The 18,824-nt window shown below is 73.5% G+C and carries 19 protein-coding genes; 11 read left to right on the top strand and 8 right to left on the bottom strand.

The window, feature by feature from the left end; translation table 11 throughout:
- The 3 genes from ACH4E8_RS33785 to ACH4E8_RS33775 form a co-directional block, all read right to left on the bottom strand.
- Positions 1–1,308, bottom strand: a complete 1,308-nt coding sequence (locus ACH4E8_RS33785; protein ID WP_398455423.1) for a DUF692 domain-containing protein — start codon at positions 1,306–1,308, stop codon at positions 1–3.
- A 139-nt stretch (positions 1,309–1,447) separates the two neighbouring features.
- Positions 1,448–2,293, bottom strand: a complete 846-nt coding sequence (locus ACH4E8_RS33780; RefSeq protein ID WP_398455421.1) for a DUF4142 domain-containing protein — start codon at positions 2,291–2,293, stop codon at positions 1,448–1,450.
- Positions 2,294–2,443: 150 nt separating this feature from the next.
- A complete protein-coding gene (locus tag ACH4E8_RS33775) occupies positions 2,444–3,178 on the bottom strand; it encodes a peptidyl-tRNA hydrolase (RefSeq protein ID WP_398455471.1) in 735 nt (244 codons plus the stop codon).
- A gap of 105 nt (positions 3,179–3,283) precedes the next feature.
- Between ACH4E8_RS33775 and ACH4E8_RS33770 the strand changes: the two genes are divergently transcribed.
- From ACH4E8_RS33770 to ACH4E8_RS33760, 3 genes are read left to right on the top strand one after another with little or no spacing between them, the layout of a single operon-like run.
- Complete coding sequence (locus ACH4E8_RS33770; protein ID WP_398455420.1) at positions 3,284–3,958, top strand: AIM24 family protein; 675 nt, start codon at positions 3,284–3,286, stop codon at positions 3,956–3,958.
- Positions 3,958–4,818 (top strand): ATP-binding cassette domain-containing protein, encoded by an 861-nt coding sequence (locus tag ACH4E8_RS33765; RefSeq protein ID WP_398455419.1) that lies wholly within the window; start codon positions 3,958–3,960, stop codon positions 4,816–4,818. Before ACH4E8_RS33770 ends, ACH4E8_RS33765 begins: the two co-directional genes overlap by 1 nt.
- The gene (locus ACH4E8_RS33760) at positions 4,815–5,480 is read left to right on the top strand and encodes an ABC transporter (protein ID WP_398455417.1); all 666 of its coding nucleotides are present in this window, start codon (positions 4,815–4,817) and stop codon (positions 5,478–5,480) included. The genes ACH4E8_RS33765 and ACH4E8_RS33760 overlap by 4 nt, the downstream gene beginning before the upstream one ends.
- A 391-nt stretch (positions 5,481–5,871) precedes the next feature.
- Here ACH4E8_RS33760 and ACH4E8_RS33755 read toward each other — a convergent pair whose 3' ends face one another.
- Positions 5,872–6,726: a polysaccharide deacetylase family protein gene (locus tag ACH4E8_RS33755; protein ID WP_398455415.1), complete on the bottom strand. Its 855-nt coding sequence runs from the start codon at positions 6,724–6,726 to the stop codon at positions 5,872–5,874.
- 142 nt (positions 6,727–6,868) lie between these two features.
- Here ACH4E8_RS33755 and ACH4E8_RS33750 point away from each other — a divergent pair, with 142 nt between their 5' ends.
- On the top strand, positions 6,869–7,372 hold the full coding sequence (locus ACH4E8_RS33750) for a cupin domain-containing protein (RefSeq protein WP_398455414.1): 504 nt from the start codon (positions 6,869–6,871) through the stop codon (positions 7,370–7,372).
- 161 nt (positions 7,373–7,533) lie between these two features.
- On the opposite strand, the gene ACH4E8_RS33745 is transcribed toward ACH4E8_RS33750, so the two are convergent.
- From ACH4E8_RS33745 to zapE, 3 genes are all read right to left on the bottom strand, one after another.
- Complete coding sequence (locus ACH4E8_RS33745; protein WP_398455412.1) at positions 7,534–8,895, bottom strand: alkaline phosphatase PhoX; 1,362 nt, start codon at positions 8,893–8,895, stop codon at positions 7,534–7,536.
- 271 nt (positions 8,896–9,166) lie between these two features.
- Positions 9,167–9,592: an OsmC family protein gene (locus ACH4E8_RS33740; protein ID WP_398455410.1), complete on the bottom strand. Its 426-nt coding sequence runs from the start codon at positions 9,590–9,592 to the stop codon at positions 9,167–9,169.
- 90 nt (positions 9,593–9,682) lie between these two features.
- A complete protein-coding gene (gene zapE / locus ACH4E8_RS33735; RefSeq protein ID WP_398455408.1) occupies positions 9,683–10,756 on the bottom strand; it encodes a cell division protein ZapE in 1,074 nt (357 codons plus the stop codon).
- Between the two features lie 37 nt (positions 10,757–10,793).
- Here zapE and ACH4E8_RS33730 point away from each other — a divergent pair, with 37 nt between their 5' ends.
- From ACH4E8_RS33730 to ACH4E8_RS33700, 7 genes are all read left to right on the top strand, one after another.
- The gene (locus ACH4E8_RS33730) at positions 10,794–11,594 is read left to right on the top strand and encodes a pyrimidine reductase family protein (protein ID WP_398455406.1); all 801 of its coding nucleotides are present in this window, start codon (positions 10,794–10,796) and stop codon (positions 11,592–11,594) included.
- Positions 11,595–11,719: 125 nt separating this feature from the next.
- Positions 11,720–12,172: an indole-3-glycerol phosphate synthase gene (locus tag ACH4E8_RS33725; RefSeq protein WP_398455470.1), complete on the top strand. Its 453-nt coding sequence runs from the start codon at positions 11,720–11,722 to the stop codon at positions 12,170–12,172.
- A gap of 59 nt (positions 12,173–12,231) precedes the next feature.
- Positions 12,232–13,632, top strand: coding sequence for a UDP-N-acetylmuramate--L-alanine ligase (murC, locus tag ACH4E8_RS33720; protein WP_398455404.1), 1,401 nt, complete (start codon positions 12,232–12,234; stop codon positions 13,630–13,632).
- Positions 13,633–13,645: 13 nt separating this feature from the next.
- Positions 13,646–14,053 carry a peptide-methionine (R)-S-oxide reductase MsrB gene (gene msrB, locus ACH4E8_RS33715; protein WP_398455402.1) on the top strand — a complete coding sequence of 136 codons (408 nt, stop codon included), beginning with the start codon at positions 13,646–13,648 and terminating at the stop codon, positions 14,051–14,053.
- Between the two features lie 374 nt (positions 14,054–14,427).
- Positions 14,428–15,054: a nucleoside/nucleotide kinase family protein gene (locus ACH4E8_RS33710; RefSeq protein ID WP_398455400.1), complete on the top strand. Its 627-nt coding sequence runs from the start codon at positions 14,428–14,430 to the stop codon at positions 15,052–15,054.
- Between the two features lie 83 nt (positions 15,055–15,137).
- Positions 15,138–16,160: a hypothetical protein gene (locus ACH4E8_RS33705; protein WP_398455398.1), complete on the top strand. Its 1,023-nt coding sequence runs from the start codon at positions 15,138–15,140 to the stop codon at positions 16,158–16,160.
- Between the two features lie 55 nt (positions 16,161–16,215).
- Positions 16,216–17,355 (top strand): aminopeptidase P family protein, encoded by a 1,140-nt coding sequence (locus ACH4E8_RS33700; protein WP_398455396.1) that lies wholly within the window; start codon positions 16,216–16,218, stop codon positions 17,353–17,355.
- Positions 17,356–17,771: 416 nt separating this feature from the next.
- On the opposite strand, the gene ACH4E8_RS33695 is transcribed toward ACH4E8_RS33700, so the two are convergent.
- A complete protein-coding gene (locus ACH4E8_RS33695; protein ID WP_398455394.1) occupies positions 17,772–18,770 on the bottom strand; it encodes an aldo/keto reductase in 999 nt (332 codons plus the stop codon).
- Positions 18,771–18,824 lie beyond the last annotated feature (54 nt).

The following is an 18,824-nucleotide window of genomic DNA, read 5'->3' as shown; positions in this document are numbered from 1 at the left end:
CTACCTCCCCACGAGTGCGGCCCGGGCCGCACGGACGATGCGGGCGGCGCGGCGCGGGCGACGTTCCCCGGTCCGCTCCTGCCACCAACGCGTCAGCTGACGGCGCGCCCGCTCGTCCTCGGGACGGCCGGCGACCAACAGCTGTTCGACGAAGTCCAGCGCGTCCCGACGGTACCCGGCGCGCATCGGACGCTTCGCGGCGTACGCGAGAAAGGCGGCGCGGTAGCCGTCACCGAGGATCTCCGGCAGCTCCGGCGCGACCTTCGCGACGACCTGTGCCCGCTTGACCGTCAACGCACGGCTCTGCACCCGCAGCCGGCGCTGGTCGAACTCCTCCGGCGCGGGCGTCCCGGCGACCAGCGCCGACAGCAGCGCGGCCTGGGATATCGCCAGCCGCTCCCGCGCGGTCTCCGTGGCCCCGTCTTCCGCCTCCACCGCGGGCGGGCCGCCCCCGGTGGCAGCGGCGTCCGGCTGCGGGCGGGCCGAGTCCAGCACCGTACGGATCGCGGTCAGCTCCGCCGCCAACTCCTCCTGCGGCGGGAAGTTGTCGTCCCGCTCCAGCAGCACGCCCGGCGGCGCCACCCGCGCCACCAACTCGCGGAGCACGTCGAGCACGGGGCCGGGGACCGGGTGGGCGTGGGTGTCGTGCCAGACGCCGTCCCGCTCGACGCCGCCGGCGACGTGGACGTACGCGATCGCCTCGACGGGCAGCTCCGCCAGCGCCTTGACGGGGTCCTCGCCGCGGTTGACGTGGTTGGTGTGCAGGTTCGCCACGTCGATCAGCAGCCGCACCCCGGTCCGCTCCACCAACTCCGCCAGGAACTGCCCCTCCGACATCTCCTCGCCCGGCCAGGCGATGAGGGCCGCGATGTTCTCCAGCGCGAGCGGCACGGGCAACTGGTCCTGCGCGATGCGGACGTTCTCGCACAGCACGGCCAGCGCGTCGCGGGTGCGCGGCACCGGCAGCAGGTGCCCGGCCTCCAGCAGCGGGGACGCGGTGCGCGCGCCGCCCGCCCGGACGAACGCGATGTGCTCGGTGACCAACGGCGCGTCCAGGGCCACGGCCCGCTCCGCGAGGTCCTTGAGCTTCTGTTCGCTGGGGCGGTCCGCGCCGCCCAGACCCAGGGACACGCCGTGCGGGACGACGGTGGTGCCGCGGGCGCGCAGCCGGGTGAGGGACGCGGGCAGGTGGCCGGGGCACACGTTCTCCGCGACGACCTCGACCCAGTCGACACCGCTCAGGCGCTCCACCGCCTCCGCGATCTCCGGTCGCCAGCCGATGCCGGTGCCGAGCGTGCTGTGTCGCATCGTTCCTCCCCCTGGTGACTGCGCCGTACGACGGTGCGTGCAGGGGTCATGGCCCCGCAGTGCGGTGGTGAATCCCCGAAGAGGGACGTTCAGAGGAGGATTTGAGGTTCCCGTCGGGCGCGGATAAATCGGCGGGTTCTCACGACGGCGCCGGCGCGAGGGTGGCGGGCGCTTCCACCAGTCCCTCCGCGGGCGCTTCCGCCGGTCCTCCGGCGGGCGGGGCCGGGCGGTCGGTGTTGACGGCCGTGGGCGCACCGGGCCCGGTCGACGGACGGGAGGTGAAGGCGTCGCTCCCGGTCGGCCGCGCCGCGTCCGGGGCCGCCGGCAGCTCCGCGTCGGGCGGCGGCGGACCGGTCGGGCTCGCGGTCGTGCCGTCCGCCGCCTCGCCGGCGATCGCGTCGAAGTCCACCAGGCCGGTGGCCTCCAGCATGGTGATGTGGTCCAGCACGGTCTGGTTGGCGTCCGTCGCCAACTGACGGATCAGGGAGTTGCGGGTGGTGTGCCGGACCTGGGCGACCAGCGCGAACACCTTGCCGTGCGCGTTGCGCAGCAGGTTCGCGAACTTCCGCTCGTACTCCCGGCCGCTGGCCGCGGACAGTTCCCGCAGCCACCCCTGCTGCTGCTCGTTCGGCTGGTTCGGCAGCTCCACCCCGAGCTTGGCCGCCACGTCACGGGCGCGGGCGTCCAGGTCCGTGTGGCCGACGACGAGGTGGTCACCGGCGTCCCGGACGGCCCGGGTCGGCGCCCGTTCGACGGCCTGCTGGCCGGCCGGCAGCTCCCACAGGCCGGCGAGCCGCACCTTCACCAGGAAGTCGCGGTCCGTGGCGGACAACGGCCCGTAGGGGGTCGCCACGGTCGCTGCGGCCAGCTTGTCCCGTCCCGTGCCCGACCGGTCCGCGTACGACCACACCGGGAACGCCAGCGCCCCTGCCGTGGCGAGCAGGGCCGCGATGATCAGGGCCGTTCCGCTGACGCGCCGCTGCAAGGTGCCTCCCGAGCCGATGTGCCCCCGGCGCACTCGACCGCCGGACCGGCCGTCGCACCGACACCGGTCTCATGGGCTTCGTCGGTGCGACGGCAGGGAGAGGTACGCAAACGGGCCGGCCGGCGTTCAACGGACGCGACGGCCCGGGGGTCAGCGGGGAGCGAGCCTCGCCCGCAGCGCCGGATGGTCGGCGACGACCGTGCACGACCCGGCGGCGATCTCCGTGAAACCGGCGTCCCGCACGACCGGGAGCCCGCTCGCGACGAGCGCGTCCCACTGCCCGGGCTCCGCGGTGCGCACCGCGAGGGCGAACCCCGCCTCGGCCCAGTCCGTGCGCTCCGCACCGGTCAGCTCCCACCAGGCGAGCTGGGCGCCGTGCCCGGACTGCGCCATGGCCTTGCCCGCCGACATGTCGAGCCCGGGGCTCAGCCACAGCACCGGCGACCCGGGGGCGGGCGCGGCCGGCGCCGCGGGGTCCGTGAGGTCGGTCCCGGAGACCTGGAGCCGCGCCAGGTCCTTCGGCCAGCCGTCGAGCGGTACGGGCGGATAGACCCGCACCTCCGCCGCCGCGCCGCGGACCGTGATGCCCGGCAGCGCCGAGGCCCGCCGCCACTCGGCGCCGCGGGCCCGACGGACCACCTTGCGGATCCGTGCGTCCTGCCAGTCCCGCACCGCCCGCGCCCATTCGCCGTCGCCGAGGGACCGCTCGTCGGCCAGGATCGTCAACACCGCGCGGGCGGCCGTCTCCAGGGCGTCCGTACGGGCCGGGGGAGCGGACTTCTCGATCCGGGCGACCATCGGCAGCACGAACTGCGGCGCCGCGTCGCGGTCGGACGTGTCGGTGCTCCCGGCGTTCTCGGCGTTCTCGGTGTTCTCGGGGCTCAGAGGCTCGGCGCTGAGGGGTTCGCTGCTCACCCCGCCCAGTCTGCCAGCCGGCCGGGAAGGGTGATTCTTTGGTCAAACAGCGCCGTTCGGGTGAGGATGCACTCCATGAAAAGCGACCTCTTCGCCTCCGAGAACATGGCCCAGCCGGCGTCCGCACCGGGCATGGTCCAGCAGAACGCCAAGTCCATCAAGTACGTCGTCAACGGTGAGATGTACGCCCGGCAGGGCTCGATGGTCGCCTACCGCGGCAACCTCCAGTTCGAGCGCAAGGGCCAGGGCCTGGGCGGCATGCTGAAGCGCGCCGTCACCGGCGAGGGACTGGCGCTGATGACGGTGAGCGGGCAGGGCGAGGCGTGGTTCGCCCACGAGGCCGCGAACTGCTTCATCGTGGAGGTCGAGCAGGGCGACGCGCTGACCATCAACGGCCGCAACGTGCTCTGCTTCGACCCGACGCTCTCCTACGAGATCAAGACGGTCAAGGGCGCCGGCGTGACCGGCGGCGGGCTCTTCAACAGCGTCTTCTCCGGATACGGCAAGCTCGCCGTCATGTGCGAGGGCACCCCGATCGTGATACCGGTCTCCGCCCAGCAGCCCGTGTACGTCGACACGGACGCGGTCGTCGGCTGGAGCGCCAGCCTCCAGACCTCGCTGCACCGCTCCCAGTCCGTCGGCTCGATGATCCGCGGCGGCTCCGGCGAAGCGATCCAGCTCGTGCTCTCGGGGGAGGGCTTCGTCATCGTCCGCCCCAGCGAAGTGGTCCCCGCCAAGTCGAGCAGCTGATGTTAGAAGGCGTGGGGCGCCGCTACGGCGTCCGTGGGCCGTGGGTGCTGCGCGGGGTCGACCTCGCGCTGCCCGCGGCCACGCTGACCCGGGTCGTCGGCACGAACGGCACCGGGAAGTCGACCCTGCTGCGGCTGATCGCCGGGATCGACGCGCCCACCGAGGGCCGGGTCAAGGGCCGGCCGCGCACCGCGTACGTACCGGAGCGCTTCCCGGCCGCCCTCCCCTTCACCGCGCTCGACTACCTGACGCACCTGGGCCGCGTGCACGGTCTGAGCCGGGCGGCGGCCCGTCGGCGCGCCACGGACTGGCTCGACCGGCTCGGCGCGGCCGAACACGCCCGTACGCCGCTCGCCGAACTCTCCAAGGGCACCAGCCAGAAGGTCGCCGTCGCCCAGGCCCTGCTCGCCGGGCCGGCGCTGCTCGTCCTCGACGAGGCGTGGACCGGGCTCGACACCGGCGCCCGTACGGAGTTCGACCGAGCCGTGGCCGAGCGGACCGCCGACGGCGGGGCCGTGGTCTTCGTCGACCACGATCCGCAGCGGCTCGCGGGGCGCGCGGACGCGGTGTACGAGCTGACCGACGGCACCCTCGTGGCCCGGCCCGCCACGCCCGCCCGGCAGGTGCCCGCGGCGGACCCCGGGGGCTGGGTGCGGATCGTGGCGTCCGGGGCGGGCGGCCCCCTGCCGCAGCTCCTGCCCGGCAAGCCCCGCCGCGAGCCGGGGCCGGACGGCGCCACCGTGCTGACCGTGCCCGCCGTACACGGCGACGACGTGCTGCGCGCATTGCTGGGGGCCGGCCCGCCCTGGCACATCCGGGCCGTCGAGCCCGTCGCGCCGTCGGAAGGGGGCGACCGGTGATCGCGCTGCTCGGCTACCAGACCGCGCTGCTCCTGCGCTCCCAGCGCTGGCTGGCGCCGCTCGTGCTCTACGCCCTCCTGATCGCGGACGGCGCGCTGTCCGGCCGTCCGCTGGAGTCCCTGGGGTACGCAGCGGCGGGGCTGTTGCCCGTCACCGCGTGGCTGGTCCGGCTCTGCGCCAACCAGGAGCCGGCGGCGGCGCGCGACGTCGTGGCCGCGGCGAGCGGGCCGGTCCGCGCGCACGCCGCGGCGCTGCTGGCGGCGACGGTCTGCGCGGGGGCGCTGGGGGTGCTCGGGACCGGCGCGGTCCTCCTCGGCAAGGCCGCCGATCCGCCGCGCGGGCCCGCCGTCCCGCTGGCGGAGGCGGGTGCCGCGGGGCTGCTCGCCGCGGCGGCGTGCGTTCTGACGGGCGCGGCGATCGGCGCGGTGTGCACGCGGCCGGTGCTGCGGCGGGCGGGCTGGTCGTGGGCGGCGACGGCGCTGCTGTCGCTGTTGGCGCTGGTGGTGCCGTACTCGCCGGCGAACCGTGCGGTGTTCGACATGGTCGACGGAGCGGGCGGCACGAGTTCGCCCCTCCCGCTGTTGCCGCTGGCCGCGGCGCTGGCCGTGGCGTGCGCCGCATTCGCCCTGACGGCCCGCCTCACCCGCGCGACCGCGCGCTAGCCCTTCGCGCCTGTGACGTCCCCGCCGTTGCCCTGCGGGTGCATTGGTCTCTGCGGCTTGTCCGTGGCTTGTCGCGCAGTTCCTCCCCCTCGGCCCCCTGGGGCCTGGGGGGGACCCCCAGCGCCCCTGGGTTGCCCTCCCCGACGCCGCACGTGGCAGACGGGTTGCACCGGCCATGAGCCCATGCCGAATGGGCGATGGGGCAAACCCGCACACGGCCCGCAGGTGACCGACGGGCTGAGCGAAACAAGGGCGCTGGGGGTCCCCCAAGCCCCCCTGGGGCCGAGGGGGAGGAACTGCGCGAACCCGCCCCACCGAGCCGCAGGGACCACCGCGTCCGCGGGGCTACGGCGGGCACGTCGCGAGGGGCGAGGAACCCGCGCCGCAGGGGTCAGGGCGCGGGGCGCATCATGGTGGAGACCTTCACGAAGTCGTAGCCGCGGGCACGCAGCGCGGGGACGATTTCACGGATCGCCCGCTCCGTCACCGGGGCCGCACTGCGCGTGCAGTGGAGCACCACCACCGAACCCGGCTTCACCTGGGTGAGGACCTGCTCCGCCACCTTCGTCGCGTCCTGCGCGAACGCGTCGCCGCTGACGACGTCCCACTGCACCGCCGTCACCTTCCCCGGCGCGATCGCCCGCAGCGCCGCGTCGTCGTAGCAGCCGCCCGGAAAGCGGAAGTACGGCACGACGTTGCGCGCACCCGCCTTACGGAACGCCGCGAAGGCGCGGTCCACGTCGGACGCCATGTCCTGTCGCGCGACCGTCGGCAGGCCGTAGCAGGGGGTCTTGAAGGCGTGGTGGCTGTACGAGTGGTTGGCGATCTCGAAGAGCGGGTCGGTGCCGATCGACCTGGCCTGGTCGGGGTACTCCTCCGCCCAGCGGCCGGTCATGAAGATCGTCGAGGGGACCTTCAGGGTGCGCAGCGCGTCGATCAGCCCGGGGTTGTCGAAGCGTTCGCCCGCCGCCGCCCGCGGGCCCTGGTCCGCCGTCATGTCGGCGTCGAAGGTGAGGGCGACCGTCTTGCGGGCCCGGTCCGGCGGGACCGCCGAGCGTTCGAAGACGGGGGTCACCCCACCGCGGCCGGGCGCGAGGTTCGGCGGCGGCGCCGCCTCCGCCCCGGCGCCGGGGCTCGTCGGGGCTCCGACGGGCGAGCGTTCCGCGCCGTCACCGCCGCAGCCGACGAGAACGGAACCCAAGGCGCCCAGCGCGACCGCAGCCGTGAGCATGCGTACGTTGATCATCACATAACGGAAAATATGTGATGATCTCACCGTTCGGTGGGTGTGTTGCGTGGGTGTCGGGAACCCGGCCAGGCTGTCCACCCGAGCGGGTCAGACCCCGGGACGGGAACCCGGGGCGGAGGCCGCGTCGAGGAGGAAGACGATGGACCAGTTGCCGGCGGCGGGAGTACTGACCGGCCCGGTAGACGTCCGGGCCGTGCCCGACGACCGCGGCGGCGCGCTGTGGCGGCTCGCCGCCGCGGGGCGACAGTTGGACGCGAACGTCGTCCGGGTGCGCCCCGGGACGCGCATCGACGCCCACGTCGAACCGGACCTGGACGTCCTGCTGTGCGTCATCGGCGGCGGCGGCGAGTTGGAGAGCGCCGCGGGCCGGCAACTGCTGGAGCCCGGCTGCGTGGCCTGGCTCCCGCACGGCACGCCCCGCGCCGTGACCGCGGGGGACGAGGGACTCGTCTACGTCACCGCGCACCGCCGCCGCCCCGGCCTCGCCGTCCGCGGCACGGGCCGCGCCGCGCCGGTCGAAGCGGTGGACGAGGGCGGTGAGGGGGCGTGCCTGCTGCACCGGATCTGCCCCGGTTGCGACCGCCCGTCGGACGACGCCACCGCGGCGTACTGCAGCCGCTGCGGCACGGCCCTGCCGTCGTAGTGAAGGGTGCGGAGGCGGAACGGCGAAAACGGGGCAGCGGACGTTGAACGCCCCCGCCGCCCCCTGCGTATCAAGGAGCGGAGCGCCTCGCGAGCGCTCCGACCCCCACGGGACGTCGGGCGGGCCGGACTCCGGCCCGCCCGACGTCTTTCCCGTTCCGCTCAGTCCTGCCAGGGGCCGGTGATCGCGAAGGTCGTGCCGGGCCGGTAGCAGTTGACGTACATCGTCTCCCCGTCCGGCGAGAACACCGCCCCCGCGAACTCGCCCCACTCCGGGGCCTCGGGGGTGCCGATGTTCTGGCGGTTGCGGGCCATCTCGTACAACTCGCCCTTCCGGGAGAGCCCGTACACGTGCTGCGCGCCGTCGCCGTCCTCGCACACCATCAGGTTCCCGCCGGGCGCGAGGCAGATGTTGTCGGGGGACTCGCCCGGCAGTTGGATGTCCGTGCTCGGGCCGAAGACCACCACGAGGGTCAGCCGACGGCGGGCCGGCTCGTACTTCCACACCTGTCCGAAGTGGTCGCCGGCGGAGCCCTGGCTGCTGCGGGCGTAGCTGGAGACGAAGTACACCGAACGCCCGCCCCACCAGGCGCCCTCCAGCTTCTGGGCGCGCGTGATGCCCTTGGGGCCGAAGTCCTGCTTGCGGACGGAGGTCTGGACGGCCTGGCTGTCCGGGACCGGGACCCACTCCACGCCGTCGAACGCCGCGCCCGGCTCGGCGACCGCCGCGAGGTCGGGCACGCCGGGCACCCGCATGGCCTCCAGCGCGCCGCCGGCCCGCAGGGACCCGTGGCCGCCGAGGGGCCGGTTCGGCAGGAAGCGGTAGAAGAGGCCGAAGGGGTTGCGGGCGTCCTCCGTCTCGTACACGACCCCGGTCTTCGGGTCGACGGCGACCGCCTCGTGGGCGAAGCGGCCCATCGCGGTCAGCGGTACGGCCCCGGAGCGGTGCGGGTCGGCGCCGTCGACCTCGAAGATGAACCCGTGGTCCTTGGTGTAGCCGTTGGTGCCGGCCTTGTTCTCGTTCTCCTCGCAGGTCAGCCAGGTGTTCCAGGGCGTGGGGCCGCCGGCGCAGTTCACCGCCGTACCGGCGATCGCGACCCGCTCCGAGCGCACGTTGCCCCGGCTGTCGAGTTCCAGGACCGTACAGCCGCCGCGGGCCGCCGGGTCGTACGTCAGGCCGGCGACGGTGGGCACGGCGAGCGGGTCGGCGTGGTCGTTCTCGTGGTTGCGGACGAGGTGGACCCGGCCGCGGCGGCCGGCGAGGGCCGCCATGCCGTCGTGACAGCCGGGGACCGCGCCCTCGCCGGAGCGCAGCGGCTCGCCCTCGCGGGACAGGACCCGGTAGCGGAAGCCGGCGGGGAGGTCGAGCAGCCCCGCGGGATCGGGGACGAGCGGGCCGTATCCGCGGCGGCCGTGGGCGGCGGCGGTGCCTGCGAAGAGTTCGGAGACGGTGCCGGCGAAGGCGATGGAGGCGCCGAGCACGCCGGTGCGGGCGAGGACCTGGCGTCTTGTGCTTTCGGACATGAGGCAACTCCCTGTTGGCGGACAGAGAACAGACGGACGGTCAGACGTCCCGCGGCGGGGACCGGTGCGGCCGGTGTGCCTCGCGGGACGGTGAACAGGCGCGGGGAGGTGGGGAAGTTGGGGGCGGTGAGGTGGCGCGGGGGTCAGGAGAAAGAAGTGACCCGCACGTGTGTAGCACGCACCTGGTGGGTGCGTGAACCGTGCGGGTCACCGATGTTCTTGTGTCGTCTGAAACTCTACGTTTCCCTGGCCAAAGGCCCGGGACGGAACGTCAGGCCAGTTCGGCGGAGAGCGTGATCGTGGTGCCGGTCAGCGCCTGGCTCACCGGGCAGTTCTTCTTGGCGCCCTCGGCCGCCGCGACGAAGGCCGCCTCGTCGATGCCGGGCACCTCGCCGCGCACCGACAGGTGGATGCCGGTGATGCCCTCGCCGGGCTGGAAGGTGACGTCGGCCTTGGTCTCCAGCCGGGTGGGCGGGGTGCCGGCGCCGGTCAGGCCGTGCGAGAGCGCCATCGAGAAGCAGCTGGAGTGCGCCGCCGCGATGAGCTCCTCCGGGCTGGTCTTGCCATTGGCCTGCTCGGCGCGGGACGGCCAGGAGACCGGCTGCGTGCCGATGCCGGAGGAGTCGAAGGTGACTTCGCCGGACCCGGTGAGCAGCTCGCCCTGCCAGACCGTGTGCGCCGTGCGAGTGGTGGCCATGGTGTGGATCCCTTCTCAAGAACGGTGGTTACGCTCCCCGAACCTACTGGTCGCGCGCCGTGTGCGGGAAACGCGCCGCCACGCCGGTGGCTACAGCAAGGACTTGGCGTCGCGCGCCAGCGCGGTGAGGCGCGAGATCGCCCGGAAGTACTTCTTCCGGTAGCCGCCCCGCAGCATCTCCTCGCCGAACAACCGGTCGAAGGGGAGCCCGGCGGCCAGTACGGGGACCTCCCGGTCGTACAGCCGGTCCGCGAGCACCACCAGGCGCAACGCCGTCGACTGGTCCGGAACCGGACCGACGCCCGTCAGGCACACCGCGGTGATCCCGTCCGTGAGCGCCCCGTACCGACTGGGGTGCACCTTCGCCAAGTGCTCCAACAGGGCGGGGAAGTCGTCCAGCGAAGCGCCCGGGGTGGCGTACGCGGCCTTCGTCACGACGTCGTCGGCGTACGGCGCCGGGGCCTCGGGCAGCCCGCGGTGCCGGTAGTCCTCGCCGTCGATGCGCAGCGGGCGGAAGTGCGCGGACAGGCCCTGGATCTCGCGCAGGAAGTCGGCGGCGGCGAACCGGCCCTCGCCGAGCTTGCCCGGCAGGGTGTTCGAGGTGGCGGCCAGGGCCACGCCCGACTCGACCAGCTTCGCCAGCAGCGACGACACCAGGACGGTGTCGCCCGGGTCGTCCAACTCGAACTCGTCGATGCACAGCAGCCGGTGGCCGCCGAGGGTGCGCACGGTCTCCTGGAAGCCCAGCGCGCCGACCAGGTTCGTCAGCTCGACGAAGGTGCCGAACGCCTTGAGCGCCGGCTCGGCGGGGGTGGCGTGCCACAGGGACGCCAGCAGGTGCGTCTTGCCGACCCCGTACCCGCCGTCCAGGTACACGCCGCGCGGCCCGGCGGGGGCGGCGGGCTTGCGGGCGAACCAGCGGCGCTTGCCCGCACCGCTGGCGTGGGCCCCGCCCAGCCCCGCCGCGAAGGAGGACAGCACGGAGACGGCCTCGCGCTGACTGGGCTGCGCCGGGTCCGGGAGGTAGGTGTCGAAGCGCACGGCGTCGAAGCGCGGCGGCGGTTTCAACTCGGCCACCAGCCGGTCGGCGGGGACGTGCGGCGCACGCTCGCACAGCGACTGCGGCGAACCGTGGGCTATGGGACTAGTGACAGGTGACGACACAGTTCACCACTGTAAACGCCGTGTAAGACTGCACGTCATGCGACGCCTGTTCCCTGTGACCGATTCGACAGCACCGACCCTCGGGCCCGACGACCGCGAGTGGTCGCTGGACGAGCTGGCGGATGCTTACGCCTATCCGGAGGCATCCTCCGTGGGTGCCGGCGCCGCCGTGTGGCTGCGGGCCAACATGGTGTCCTCGCTCGACGGGGCCGCACAGCACGAAGGCGCGTCGCAGCCGTTGTCGAGCGCGTCGGACATGCGGATCTTCGGGGTGCTGCGGGCGCTGAGCGACGTGGTGATCGCCGGCGCGGAAACGGTACGCCGGGAGGGGTACCGGCCGGCCCGGGCCCGGGAAGCCTTCGCGGCGCGCCGCGCGGCGGCCGGTCAGCGGCCCGCCCCGGCGATCGCGGTGGTCAGCGCCTCGCTCGACCTGGACTTCGAGGCTCCGCTTTTCACCGACGCCCTGGTGCCCACCCTGGTGCTCACGGGCGCCGCAGCGCCCGCCGAGCGGTTGCGCGCGGCGCAGAAGGAGGGCGTCGAGGTCGTGGTCGCGGGGGAGGGCGCCGGGGTGGATCCGGTGCGCGCCGTGCGGGCGCTGGCGGAGCGCGGGATGACCCGACAGCTCACCGAGGGCGGGCCCAGGCTGCTGGGGCAGTTCGTGGCGTCCGGAGTGCTGGACGAACTGTGTCTGACCGTGGCGCCGCTGCTCACGGCGGGCGGCGCGCAGCGGATCGCGGGCGGTCCGGAGGTCGCCGTTCCGGAGCGGTTCGCACTGGCGTCCGTCCTGGAGGAGGGCGGCTTCCTTTTCACCCGATACCACCGTTACCACCGCATCTGACAATCAGCGGAATTTCTCGTTCCGGTTAGCTTCGGGCGGGCACACTTACTCCTGCAGACCCCGTGCGGGCACGGGGAAGGATGGTTTCCGCAGAAGGGCTCCTGAACGTGTTCACAACCGTACTGATGATCGAGAAGCCTCTAACCCCTGACGACGTGGACTTCGTGACGACCCTCCACGGGGACGAGGGCGTCTCCTTCGTCGTGCTGTTGCAGCCCCGCGGCGACCAGGCGGACGCGTTGCTGCGCGCCATCGACGACGTGGCGCTCGGCGAGCTGAAGGACGCCGTCCACGAGGGCGAGGAGCCGGAGGGCGAGGACGCGCTCGCCCCGGCCGAACTCGCCCTGGAGCACTCCGTGCGCGCGCTGCGCGAGGCGGGCTCCGAGGCGGTCGGCCAGGTCATCGAGCGCCACCCGCTCGACAAGCTGAAGTCGGTCGTCGAGGAGTCCAACGCCGACGAGGTGATCGTGCTGACCGCCCCGCACTACGTGGAGGAGTTCTTCCACCGCGACTGGGCCTCCCGGGCCCGCCACAAGGTCGGCGTCCCGGTGCTCAAGCTCTTCGCGCACAGCGAATAGGGTGGTCTCCGGCCGGGCGAGCGACCGGCCGGAGGCTTGCACCAGAAAGGCAGATACGCATGGCATCCGCCATCCCCACGGCCATGGAACGCCCGCACTTCATCGGCATCGGTGGCGCTGGGATGTCCGGCATCGCGCAGATCCTCGCCCGACGCGGTGCCCGGGTCGCGGGCAGCGACGCCAAGGAGTCGCCCACGGCGGATGCCCTGCGGGAACTGGGCGCCACGGTCCACATCGGCCACGCGGCCGGGCACCTGGCGTCCGACGCGAGCTGCGTCGTCGTCTCCAGTGCCATCCGCGCGGACAACCCGGAGCTGCTGCGCGCGGCGGAGCTGTCCGTTCCGGTCGTCCACCGCTCCGACGCCCTGGCGTCCCTGATGACCGGGCGCAGCGCCATCGCGGTGGCCGGCACCCACGGCAAGACCACCACCACGTCCATGCTGGCCGTGGCCCTCGGCGAGCTGGGCCTCGACCCCTCGTACGCCATCGGCGGCGACCTGGCGGGGCCCGGCACCAACGCCCGGCACGGCGACGGCGAGATCTTCGTCGCCGAGGCCGACGAGAGCGACCGCAGCTTCCACAAGTACGACCCCGAGGTCGCGATCGTCCTCAACGTGGAGCTGGACCACCACGCCAATTACGCCTCGATGGACGAGATCCACGAGTCCTTCGAAACCTTCGTCGGCAAGGTCGCCCCCGGCGGCACGCTCGTCGTCTCCGCCGACCAGGAGGGCGCCGTCGAGCTGACCTCCCGGCTGGGGGACCGCCCGGACCTGCGGATCGCCACGTACGGCGAGTCCGCGACGGCGGACGTCCAGGTGCGGAGCATCGTTCCGCACGGCCTGACCAGCGAAGTCACCGTCTCGCTCGACGGCGCCGAGCTGACCTTCACGGTCTCCGTGCCCGGCCGCCACTACGCCCTGAACGCGGTCGCCGCGCTCACCGCCGGCGCGGCGCTCGGCGTCCCCGCGGCCGACCTGGCGCGCGCGCTCGGCGCGTACACCGGAGTGAAGCGCCGCCTCCAGCTCAAGGGCGAGGCGGCGGGCGTCCAGGTGATCGACTCCTACGCCCACCACCCCACCGAGATGACCGCCGACCTGGAGGCCATGCGGGGCGCCGCGGCCGACTCCCGGCTGCTCGTCGTCTTCCAGCCGCACCTCTTCTCCCGCACCCAGGAACTCGGCAAGGAGATGGGCCAGGCGCTCGCCGCGGCCGACGCCTCCGTGGTCATGGACATCTACCCGGCGCGCGAGGACCCGATCCCCGGCGTCACCAGCGACGTGATCGTCGAGGCGGCCCGCGCGGCGGGCGCGGACGTCACCGCGGTCCGCTCCGCCGACGCGGCCGCGGTCGTGGAGGTGGTGGCGGGAATGGCGAAGCCCGGTGACCTCGTTCTCACCATGGGGGCGGGTGACGTGACGGACCTCGGTCCGCGCATCCTGGCCCGTCTGTCGAGCTGAGGAAGCGGTTTTCATGGCGTACGACATCGAGAAGCCGGACGAGCAGTGGCGCGCGGAGCTGAGCCCCGCCGAGTACCAGGTCCTGCGGCAGGCGGGCACGGAGCCCGCGTTCACCGGGGAGTACACCGACACGACGACGGAGGGCGTCTACGAGTGTCGGGCGTGCGGTGCGGAGCTGTTCCGCTCCGACACCAAGTTCGCCTCGCACTGCGGCTGGCCGTCCTTCTACGACCCGAAGGACTCCGACGCGGTCGAACTCCTGGAGGACAGCTCGCACGGCATGGTGCGGGTGGAGGTGCGGTGTGCGCGGTGCGGGTCGCATCTGGGGCACGTCTTCGAAGGCGAGGGGTATCCGACGCCGACGGATCAGCGGTACTGCATCAACAGCGTGTCCTTGCGACTGACCCCTACGGAGTCCTGAACGCCCCGCCCTTTGCGGCGCCCCGGTTTCCCCTGCGGGGCGCGTAGGTCTGTGCGCCCGGTGCCGGGCTGCTCGCGCAGTTCCGCCCCCCCCGTGCCGTGTGGGCACGGGGGACTCCCAGCGCCCCGAGGAACCTCCGCCGTATCCCTGCAGGTGCATTGGTCTGCGCGGGCCGTCTGTGGCTGGTCGCGCAGTTCCCCGCGCCCCTGATTTGCTCCCTTGTCGGTCACCTGCGGGGTAGGGGGTTTGGGGCGCTGGGGGTCTGCGCGAGCGGCCCGGCGCCGGGCCGCAGAGACCTCCGCACCCCGTAGGGAAACCGCAGGTGCGTCCCGGGACGCGGGTCGCGTCGGCAGGGCGGGTGGGAGAATGCGCGCATGAGGTTGTCGTCGCAGTTGGCGGGGCGCGCGGGCGACCTCGTCGCGGGTGGGGGTCGGCGGATCCTGGGGATCGCCGGGGCCCCCGGCGCCGGGAAGTCCACGCTCGCGGGGGAGCTCGTCGACGCGCTCGCCGGGGACGCCGTGCTCGTCCCCATGGACGGGTTCCACCTCGCGCAGGCGGAGCTCGAACGGCTCGGGCGGGCCCACCGCAAGGGCGCGCCCGACACCTTCGACGTCGAGGGGTACCTCGCACTGCTCGCCCGGCTGCGCTCCCCCGCCCCCGGCGTCACCGTGTACGCGCCCTCCTTCGACCGGGACCTGGAGGAACCGGTCGCCGGGAGCATCGCCGTGCCGCCGGACGTCCCCCTGGTCGTCACCGAGGGCAACTACCTGCTCCACGACGACGGCCCCTGGGCCCGGGTCCGGCCGCTGCTGGACGAGGTGTGGTACCTGGAGCTGGACCGGGACGTCCGGGTGCGCCGGCTGGTGGAGCGGCACGTCGCGCACGGCAAGGAGCGCGCCGCGGCCGAACGCTGGGTGGCTCGGTCCGACGAGGCGAACGCCCGGCTCGTCGCCCCCGGCCGCCACCGCGCCGACCACGTCGTACGGCCCAGCGCGCCCTGAGTTGAACCGCGCTTTGCCTGGCCGGACGATCAGGGTGGGTACGCTCGAAGGAAGGCACGGCAGTCGAGTGAAAGGCGGATGACGTGGGGTTCTTCCGGCGAGGGCCGAAGCGCGACGGACGCGACGCGCCCCGGGACCCCGAGTTCTCCTACTTCTCCGTGGACGAGGGCGCCCGCTTCCGCTCCCACGTGCGGCAAGCCTTCGCCGAGCAGGGGTTGGAAGTGACGGTGTACGCGGACGTCGTCGCCGACAGCGCGGGCCGCCAGTTCGGTCTGGCCAACCTCGCCGCCGTGGTGCACAACGACGACCGCGGCCCGCGCGCCTGGCCCGAGCTGGTCCGCAAGCACGTCGGCATGGTGCTGCGCACCATGGAGGGCCCGTCCGCCCTGGACACCCTCCCCACCGAGCAGATCCGCGCCCAGCTCTACCCCCGCGTCCTCGGCGCCGAGGGCTTCGACCCGGCCGGCTTCGAGTACGCCCGCGGCCTCGCCCCCGGACTGTGGGAGGTCATCGCGCTCGATCTGCCGGAGAGCGTCATGATGCTCACCGACGAGGCGCTCGCACCGCTGGGGGACCTGCGCTACCTGCGCGAACAGGCCCTGTACAACCTCCGTGGACTGCCCATCGAGGGCCACGAGACCGTCAAGGGCGAGGACGGCGTGCGCTTCGAGGTCGTCGTCGGCGACTCCTTCTACACCGCCAGCCGGGTGCTGGTGCTGGAGAGCGTCGTGCGGGAGGCGACGGGGGAGACCCTGCCGCCCGAAGGCGCGTTGGTCGCGTTCCCCTTCCGGCACCAGCTCGCCTTCCACGTCATCCGGGACGTGAGCCTGATCCCCGCGCTCAACGCGCTCGCCGGCTTCGCCGCGTCGGGGTTCGCCGACACGCCCGGGGCGATCAGCCCGTACGTCTACTGGTGGCGCGACGGGACCCTCACCCAGCTCAGCGACCGGGACGACGAAGGCGACGGCGAGGCGATGCGGATCGTGGTCGGCCGGGAGTTCCAGGAACTGCTGGAGCGGCTCATCGCCGAGGACCAGGGGATCCCCGGCGACGACGGCCCGGGCGACGCAGGCCCCGGCGGCCCCGGCGACGGTCGCAGACCGTAGTCGTAGCGCCCGCACAGGGGTCGCGCAGGCCACCCGCCGCGGGCACGATGGAGCCATGTCCACCGAATCCGAGTCGCCCGTGCCCGCGCCCTTCACGGCCGATGAATACCGCGCCCGCATGGACCGGGCGGCCCGGGCCGCTGCGGACGCCGGACTCGCCGGGGTGCTCGTCGCCCCCGGGCCCGACCTCGTCCACCTCACCGGTTACGGGCCGCCCGCGGACACCGAACGCCTCACCCTCCTCGTGCTGTCGGCCGAAGCCGACCCGGTCCTCGTCGTGCCCGCCCTGGAGGCCCCGGACGCCGCGAAGGCCGTGGGCGCCCCCGCGCTCGCGCTGCGCGACTGGACCGACGGCCGGGACCCGTACGCGATCGCCGCCGACCTGCTCGCGCCCACCGGCCGCTACGCGGTCAGCGACAACACCTGGGCCCTGCACTTGCTCGGGTTGCAAAGGGCGCTGCCGGACACCTCGTACGCGGCGCTCACCGACGTCCTGCCGATGCTGCGCGCCGTCAAGGACGCCCACGAACTGGCGCGGCTGGCCGCGGCCGGCGCCGCGGCGGACGCCACGTACGAGGAGATCCTGAAGGTGCGGTTCGCCGGCCGCCGGGAGTCGGAGGTCGCCCGCGACCTGGACTCGCTGCTGCGGCAGTTCGGCCACTCCCAGGTGGACTTCACCATCGTCGGCGCCGGCCCCAACGGCGCCAACCCCCACCACGAGGCCGGCGACCGCACCATCGAGCACGGCGACATGGTCGTGATGGACTTCGGCGGCCTCAAGGACGGATACGGCTCCGACACCACGCGCACCGTCCACGTCGGCGAGCCGACGCCGGCCGAGCAGCACGTCCACGACGTGGTGCGCGAGGCCCAGCAGGCCGGTTGCGACGCGGTACGGCCCGGCGTGCCGTGCCAGGACGTCGACCGGGCGGCCCGCGAGATCATCGAACAGGCCGGCTACGGAGACCTGTTCATCCACCGCACCGGCCACGGCATCGGGGTCACGACGCACGAGCCCCCCTACATCGTCGAGGGGGAGGAACAGCCGCTGGTGCCGGGCATGTGCTTCTCCGTCGAGCCGGGGATCTATCTGCCGGGCCGGTTCGGCGTCCGCATCGAGGACATCGTGACGGTCACGGAGGACGGCGGCCGCCGGCTGAACGACACGGACCGGACGATGGCGATCGTCGAGTAGCCGCGGTTTCGCCGTGCGGCGAGCTTGGGCTGCGACGTCTGCGGCCCGTCTGCGGCGGGTCGCGCAGTCCCGCCCCCCGGCCCCGGAGGGCCTGGCTGGGGGACCCAGCAACCCCTGAAACCTTCGTCCGGAAAGTCCGGTGCGCTTCCCTGTGCGGGTGGACGTAGCCGCCGTTGCCCTGCGGGAGCGTCGGTCTGTCCGGCCCGGTGGTGGGTTGTTCGCGCAGTTCCCCGCGCCCCTGTTTCCCTGCTCTTGTCGGTCACCAGCAGGCCAGGGGTTTCAGGGGCGCTGGGAGTACCTCCCACGCCCTCCGGGCACAGGGGCGGAACTGCGCGAACAACCCACCACCGGGCCGCAGACGCCGTCACCGCTTGGCACCCGCGACGCGACCGCGCCCCCCGGCCCCCGCCAAGGGCTTAGCGGCTGTCGCCGAGGCGGGACTGCATTTCGTAGGGGTACGGGAGGGGGCGGGCGCTGGCCGCGTCGAGGCGGGTGCGTTGGGAGGGCGTCAGGGTCCAGCCCACCGCGCCCAGGTGGTCCGCGAGTTGTTCCGCGGTGCGGGGGCCGAGGATCGGCGCGGTCACCCCGGGCTGCTCCGCCAGCCAGCGCAGCGCCACCTGGGAGGGGGTGCGGCCGGTCTGCTCGCCGACCTCGTCCAGCGCGTCGAGCACCCGCCAGGTCTCCTCCGTCGCCTTGGTGCGCCAGCCCTCCTTGCCGCTCTGCCGCTGCCAGTGCGCCTCGCGCGAGCCCTCGGGCACCGACTCCATGCCCCGCCGGTACTTGCCGGTGAGCCAGCCGCCGGCCAGCGGGCCCCACGGGATGACGCCGACGCCCTGCTCGGCGCAGAGCGGCAGCAACTCCCACTCCGTCTCCCGGCAGAGCAGGTTGTACCGGGGTTGGAGGCAGACGTACGGCTGCCAGCCCGAGTGCCGCGCCAGGTCCAGGGAGCGCTGGAGTTGGGCGGGCGTCACGTTGCTGGTGCCCAGGTAGCGCACCTTGCCCGCGGTCACCAGGGAGTCCAGGGTCGCGAGGGTCTCCTCCAACGGGGTCCAGGCGTCCCAGATGTGGGTCTGGTAGAGGTCGACGTAGTCGGTGCCCAGCCGCCGCAGGCTCGCCTCCACCGCGGCGACGAGGTGCTTGCGGCCCAGCCCCTGGTCGTTGGGAGCGTCTCCCATGCGCCCCCACACCTTCGTCGCGATGACGAAGTCCTCCCGCCGCCGCTTGGCGAGCCAGCGGCCGAGGATCTCCTCCGACTCGCCCCGTGCGTACATGTCGGCGGTGTCGATGAACGTGCCGCCCGCGTCCGCGAAGGCGTCGAGGACGCGGTGGCCGTCCTCGTCGCCGCTGAAGCTCATGGTGCCGAGGGCCAGTTCGCTGACGCGCAGGCCCGTCCTGCCGAGGTTCTTCTGCTCCATGGCACCGACCCTATGGTCCCCGGGCGCGACCGTCACGTGATCACCCGGAGCACG

It is taken from the genome of Streptomyces sp. NPDC017979 (assembly GCF_044328175.1).
Classification (GTDB): Bacteria; Actinomycetota; Actinomycetes; order Streptomycetales; family Streptomycetaceae; genus Streptomyces.
This window is presented reverse-complemented; position numbering and strand designations above follow the sequence as displayed.

Excerpts from the sequence above, each read along its gene's own strand:
- ACH4E8_RS33730 (WP_398455406.1), top strand. The coding sequence starts at position 10,794 with ATGCGACGCCTGTTCCCTGTGACCGATTCGACAGCACCGACCCTCGGG.
- ACH4E8_RS33765 (WP_398455419.1), top strand. The coding sequence starts at position 3,958 with ATGTTAGAAGGCGTGGGGCGCCGCTACGGCGTCCGTGGGCCGTGGGTG.
- ACH4E8_RS33725 (WP_398455470.1), top strand. The coding sequence starts at position 11,720 with ATGATCGAGAAGCCTCTAACCCCTGACGACGTGGACTTCGTGACGACC.
- murC (WP_398455404.1), top strand. The coding sequence starts at position 12,232 with ATGGCATCCGCCATCCCCACGGCCATGGAACGCCCGCACTTCATCGGC.
- ACH4E8_RS33710 (WP_398455400.1), top strand. The coding sequence starts at position 14,428 with ATGAGGTTGTCGTCGCAGTTGGCGGGGCGCGCGGGCGACCTCGTCGCG.
- ACH4E8_RS33750 (WP_398455414.1), top strand. The coding sequence starts at position 6,869 with ATGGACCAGTTGCCGGCGGCGGGAGTACTGACCGGCCCGGTAGACGTC.
- ACH4E8_RS33770 (WP_398455420.1), top strand. The coding sequence starts at position 3,284 with ATGAAAAGCGACCTCTTCGCCTCCGAGAACATGGCCCAGCCGGCGTCC.
- ACH4E8_RS33740 (WP_398455410.1), bottom strand. The coding sequence starts at position 9,592 with ATGGCCACCACTCGCACGGCGCACACGGTCTGGCAGGGCGAGCTGCTC.
- ACH4E8_RS33785 (WP_398455423.1), bottom strand. The coding sequence starts at position 1,308 with ATGCGACACAGCACGCTCGGCACCGGCATCGGCTGGCGACCGGAGATC.
- ACH4E8_RS33695 (WP_398455394.1), bottom strand. The coding sequence starts at position 18,770 with ATGGAGCAGAAGAACCTCGGCAGGACGGGCCTGCGCGTCAGCGAACTG.
- ACH4E8_RS33745 (WP_398455412.1), bottom strand. The coding sequence starts at position 8,895 with ATGTCCGAAAGCACAAGACGCCAGGTCCTCGCCCGCACCGGCGTGCTC.
- ACH4E8_RS33755 (WP_398455415.1), bottom strand. The coding sequence starts at position 6,726 with ATGATCAACGTACGCATGCTCACGGCTGCGGTCGCGCTGGGCGCCTTG.
- msrB (WP_398455402.1), top strand. The coding sequence starts at position 13,646 with ATGGCGTACGACATCGAGAAGCCGGACGAGCAGTGGCGCGCGGAGCTG.
- ACH4E8_RS33700 (WP_398455396.1), top strand. The coding sequence starts at position 16,216 with ATGTCCACCGAATCCGAGTCGCCCGTGCCCGCGCCCTTCACGGCCGAT.